The sequence below is a fragment of the Microcystis sp. M53598_WE2 genome (genome assembly GCF_030067735.1).
GTDB classification, from domain to species: domain Bacteria; phylum Cyanobacteriota; class Cyanobacteriia; order Cyanobacteriales; family Microcystaceae; genus Microcystis; species Microcystis aeruginosa.
In genome coordinates this window covers 1-3847 of the sequence record NZ_JASJFE010000907.1, presented here as the reverse complement: position 1 = coordinate 3847, position 3847 = coordinate 1, and the positions used below count along the sequence as shown (strand labels likewise).

Sequence of the window (3847 nt, the reverse complement as noted above, 5' to 3'; positions counted from 1 at the left end):
ATCATAGTCGATGATTAGGTGGTGGGTTACTGGACTAGGTAATAGGTGTAGGGGTAATTCATGAATTACCCCTACAATTGGCTAGGTTTTTCTGGATGTTGTCAAAATTTTCTCTTGACAAAAGCCCCTTGACATGATATTATATTCATAATGGAAAATCCGTGCGCCTACAAGTCCTATTTTCCCAAGCATTTAAACTCTAACTCATCTTGATTCTGCTTGCCGGAGTTATGGTGATAAGAAAGGATTATCGAAGAAAGGCAGTACACTATAGGCCACTACCGATTACACCAGGTGCAATGTAGGGGCGCAAACATTGCGCCCAAAATTTAACCCGTTTAGTTGTCCTGTTTATTCGACTTGTTAGATTTAGCTAGGTTGTGCTTGAAGAAAGCACCAAATCCTAATACACCTAAGCCGAAAATTGTGCTGGGTTCAGGTACTGCTTGAACTGTCACGCTAAAACTTCCAGTGTTGCCTTTCCATGCAAAACCATCCATTGGACCCAGGAAGAGGCGAGTTGCACCAGTAGGAACGATGAAATTCTGCACAGCACCAGTGCCGGTTCCTGTCAGTCCATCGCCAATGAAGAAAACTTGCTTAAGTTGTGGAGCTAACGAAGAAAAATTAAGTCCAATTGAAGAAAAGTTAAGAGCTGCAGGTGCAGAAGTCGAATCTGGCTGGCTGTTATCTAAAAAGACACCGACAAGAGAATTAATCGGAGCGGTAATATCGGAAATTCCATTTTGACTCCCAGGCAAATGGCTAATAAAAACTTCCCCATCTGGCGTAGCAGTGGGTGGGGGTAGGAAGGGAGTATTGCTGACTGCCCCGGTCACGGAGAAATTGAGCGTTTGTCCTGGAATAAGGGAAAGTCCCGACACTTGTACAGGAGATTGAGCGGGAGCAGCATCTGTAAAGGAAGCTGTAGAGCCATTTGGCATCCCTGCCAGCCAAGGATTAGATTCGCCAGCAACCGTAATAGTTGCCGCTTGTACTCCACTGGCGATGGAAAGACTGATAAGTATTAGCCCCCCCAACGGAGTTTTTGATTAGTTTTGCTAATGACATAAGCAAGTGCCTCCTAAAAAATGTTGTTGAGCTTGCAATTACGCCATAACTTACCAAAAATGACAAGCGTTGTCAAGTTTATTTATGGCGCATGAGAGCAGACTTGACAACGCTTTCAGAGCAAGGCTTTCGTTGTGTCGCAATTCATTCTTCATATTCTGATCTGACAACGCCAAAATTTAGGCACTTTTTCCCTGAAAATTAGGTAGTTGACCACCTGAAAACGGGTAAAACCCCACACCCTGCCCCCACCAACAAAATTATTCAGCAAACCCTATTTAAGCGAAAATCCCTTTTATGTAGTCTGTGATACTGTTTTTGGGATTGAGATCGTCTAAGGTCAAAGAAATTGCTTCTAGGGTTCCGATTTAAGCGTGCTTAAATGTCAAGTCCGAGAGGAGCAAGCTAGTCTTAAATGAGCGGATCAAAAATTTTTTCCGTCTAAGCTGGCTACACGGCGGGATAAAAGCCCGGGAGACTTTAAGGATAACTGTTTTGAGGCAGTGTCTTTGAAGACTCCCGGGTTATTGTATTTTGAGGTAAAATGATGTCCGAGGAATCTACTTTTCAACCCCCGCATTTAACCGAAGCTGAACAGGCCCTAGAAAAAGAACGCCATTTGCCCCTAACCGGTTGGCAACAGGAAGTTTCTCAGGGGTTAACCTACGGTTTAGAGGCGGCCGATAGTATTCGCGATCGCAGTATTCCCACCTTTTCCAGGGGTGAGTTACCCCACTATGCGGGAATTAACACCTTTATGAAGGCCCCCTATTTGGAAGATGTGCGGAATGTGGGCAATTATGACGTGGCCATCGTCGGTGTTCCCCATGATTCGGGGACAACTTACCGACCCGGAACTCGTTTTGGACCCCAGGGAATTCGGCGGATTTCGGCCCTTTATACGCCCTACAATTTTGAATTAGGGGTAGATCTGCGCGAACAAATTACGCTCTGTGATTTGGGGGATATTTTCACCATTCCTGCTAATAATGAAAAGTCCTTTGATCAAATCTCGAAGGGGGTTGCCCATGTCTTTAGTTCCGGGGCATTGCCGATTATTTTAGGGGGTGATCATTCCATTGGTTTTCCGACGGTGCGGGGTATTTGTCGGCATTTAGGGGATAAAAAAGTCGGTATTATTCACTTTGATCGCCATGTGGATACTCAGGAAACGGATTTAGATGAACGGATGCACACTTGCCCCTGGTTTCATGCCACCAATATGAAAAATGCTCCTGCTAAAAATCTCGTCCAATTAGGGATTGGTGGTTGGCAAGTTCCCCGTCAAGGTGTTAAAGTTTGCCGCGAGCGGGCCACTAATATTTTGACCGTCACCGACATTGTAGAACGAGGCATTGATGCGGCCGCCGAATTTGCCTTAGAACGAGCTTTAGATGGTACGGATTGCGTTTGGATCAGTTTTGATATTGATTGCATTGATGCTGGTTTTGTCCCCGGTACGGGTTGGCCAGAACCGGGCGGTTTATTACCCCGTGAAGCCTTAGCTTTATTAGGTAAAATTATCCAAAAAGCTCCCATTTGTGGCATGGAAGTGGTGGAAGTTTCCCCTCCCTACGATATTAGTGATATGACCTCTTTGATGGCTACTCGTGTTATTTGTGATGCCATGGCCCATCTGGTTATTTCAGGTCAATTACCCCGTAAAGAAAAGCCCTATTATATTCATCCTGATGCCAATCTGGCCGTTGACGAACCCTGGCAGTAATTTCCTATGCACGAAACTGATATGACCAAGGCGTTAATTATGACAGTTCGAGATTGGTATGATAGCCAACCTGAAAAGCTCAAAATTGAAAAAATTCATCTCATGGTTGGTGAATTTACCTGTGTTGAACCGGTCAGTTTACAATTTGCCTTTGAAGTTCAAACTGCTAATACTTTTCTGGCTGGTGTGGAATTAGCGATTAAAAATATTCCCCTAATTGCTTATTGTCATTGCTGCCAAAAGGATTATAAACCCCAAATTGGCCAGCAATATTCCTGCCCAACTTGTCGATCACCGATGGAGGATATTCGTTCAGGTCGAGAGTTAAAAATTGACCACATTGAATATTCTTTAGATTCTTAAACAAAGTTGGGCGATCGCTTATAAAAGTTCGATGATCAATTATTCATTCTCAACTAAAATGCACCAAACTTTTGACGCAGCCCTAGAAATTAATCTACTTCATGCCAATCAAACAGGAGCCGATCACAACCGGGAACATTTTGACGAGTGGGGCATTACCTGTTTAAACTTGATGAGTAGTCCCGGTGCGGGTAAAACTGTGTTATTGGAAAAAACCCTCGCAGCCTTAAAAGATCAATTAAAAATGGCTGTTATTGAAGGTGATATGACTACAGAACTAGATGCAGAGCGCCTGAGACAATATGGAGTTCCCGTGATTGCCATTAATACGGGTCGCTCCTGTCACTTAGATTCCAAAATGGTAGCCGGGGGAATTCATCGTTTCAAAGAAGATTATAACCCCAAAGAGTTTGATTTATTGTTGGTGGAAAATGTGGGAAATTTAGTTTGTCCCGCCGAATTTGAGGTAGGGGAACACGCTAAAGTTGCTCTATTAAGTATTACGGAAGGAGAAGATAAACCCCTCAAATATCCAATTATGTTTCAAGAAGCGGATTGTCTGATTATTACCAAATTAGATCTGGCTCCTTATTTAGAGATTGATTTAAAACGTTTAGAGGCAAATGTTCGTTCTATGAATCCCGATGTAAAGATTATCGCTCTTTCTGCTCAAACAGGAGAAGGTTT

Annotated in this window: 4 protein-coding genes and 1 riboswitch; of the genes, 3 read left to right on the top strand and 1 reads right to left on the bottom strand. The window is 43.5% G+C overall.

The genetic code is table 11. The features are described from left to right. Nucleotides 1–338: 338 nt before the first annotated feature. Nucleotides 339–1040, bottom strand: a complete 702-nt coding sequence (locus PX636_RS18480; protein WP_288118223.1) for a PEP-CTERM sorting domain-containing protein — start codon at nt 1038–1040, stop codon at nt 339–341. A gap of 375 nt (nt 1041–1415) precedes the next feature. After that, nucleotides 1416–1550: riboswitch (guanidine-I (ykkC/yxkD leader) on the top strand. Nucleotides 1551–1618: 68 nt separating this feature from the next. Here PX636_RS18480 and PX636_RS18475 point away from each other — a divergent pair. The 3 genes from PX636_RS18475 to hypB all read left to right on the top strand — a co-directional run. Continuing rightward, nucleotides 1619–2797, top strand: coding sequence for an agmatinase family protein (locus tag PX636_RS18475; protein WP_002777592.1), 1179 nt, complete (start codon nt 1619–1621; stop codon nt 2795–2797). A gap of 6 nt (nt 2798–2803) precedes the next feature. Beyond that, nucleotides 2804–3160, top strand: a complete 357-nt coding sequence (gene hypA, locus PX636_RS18470) for a hydrogenase maturation nickel metallochaperone HypA (protein ID WP_002731704.1) — start codon at nt 2804–2806, stop codon at nt 3158–3160. Between the two features lie 58 nt (nt 3161–3218). After that, on the top strand, nt 3219–3847 hold a 629-nt coding region (gene hypB, locus PX636_RS18465), incomplete at its 3' end, for a hydrogenase nickel incorporation protein HypB (RefSeq protein WP_288118221.1).

Excerpts from the sequence above, each read along its gene's own strand:
- hypA (WP_002731704.1), top strand. The coding sequence starts at position 2,804 with ATGCACGAAACTGATATGACCAAGGCGTTAATTATGACAGTTCGAGAT.
- PX636_RS18475 (WP_002777592.1), top strand. The coding sequence starts at position 1,619 with ATGTCCGAGGAATCTACTTTTCAACCCCCGCATTTAACCGAAGCTGAA.